This window comes from bacterium (assembly GCA_040755795.1).
Classification (GTDB): Bacteria; UBA9089; CG2-30-40-21; order CG2-30-40-21; family SBAY01; genus JBFLXS01.
The window spans coordinates 1-1,024 of the sequence record JBFLXS010000766.1; the positions used below are offsets into that span (position 1 = coordinate 1).

Here is a 1,024-nt window from a genome sequence, read left to right on the forward strand (position 1 = left end):
GCAGATGGACATATTCGGCAAAACCACCAGGCTCAAAATGGGTTTTTCGTAATGTCTCGCAGACCGTATGATGTCCATGCAAACAGTAATGGCAGGTGTAACACGGTACATGATGGGAAGCAGAAATACGGTCTCCAACTCTGTATTGTGTTACCCCCTCTCCCACCTCAACAATTACACCACCGATTTCGTGTCCTAAAACCAGAGGCACCTTATTAATTCGATACCATTCCATCACATCACTTCCGCAAATACCACTTGCCTCTACCCGAATCAACAATTCTCCTGGTCCAATTTGTGGTTTTTGCATCTGTTCTATTCTTATATCACTATTGCTGTAATACATTGCCACTCGCATCGTAATAGATATTTCCCTCCGTAATGGGTCAGTCATTTGGGGGAAACGAACATTAACCTGCGGATTATAGAATAATGAAAATAGGTAACCGTTCAGGCTATATATCAAAAGTGTAAGAAAGGGGATAAGGAGATAAAGGCGATATGGAGATAAGATAATAGAAATAGATTGAAATTTATAGAATTCGAAGAATGTTGCGAAGCAAAAATAGGTAGAAATTGATTGTGGGAAACAACAAATTTCCATAAATTTCTATTAGTTTCTACTAATTTCAATTTTTTTAATAATATCTCCCTATCTCCTTAATCTCCTCATCTCCTTTTGTTACACCACCTGAACGCTTACGAAAATAGTAGTCAAGTAGGTAGTAGGTAAGTAGGAAAGGGATAAAGAATGTGCACAGTATTCTTCCCCTGTAGGCAATGTCTCCCTTTCCTACTTTCCTACTCTCCTACTTTCAGGAGAATCCCCCATTTCACTGACCCATTACTTCCCTCCTTAAGGGAAAAAGATAGCCATTTCTCTTTGGGCACTGATGGAATTTTCAGCCCGATGGACTAAATTCTGGACAGCACGATTCTCGCTATAAGCAATCTCTAATGAATCGGGACTCAGACTTCGTATTGTGCCTTTTAATGCCTTTGCCGGGTCAGTAGTTCCAACAAT

General features: G+C 40.0%; 2 protein-coding genes. Both read right to left on the minus strand.

Translation table 11 applies throughout. The features are described from left to right. On the minus strand, positions 1 to 604 hold a 604-nt coding region (locus tag AB1414_21515; GenBank protein MEW6609990.1), incomplete at its 3' end, for an alcohol dehydrogenase catalytic domain-containing protein. Positions 605 to 856: 252 nt separating this feature from the next. After that, positions 857 to 1,024 (minus strand): nucleoside-diphosphate kinase, encoded by a 168-nt coding sequence (locus AB1414_21520; GenBank protein MEW6609991.1) that lies wholly within the window; start codon positions 1,022 to 1,024, stop codon positions 857 to 859.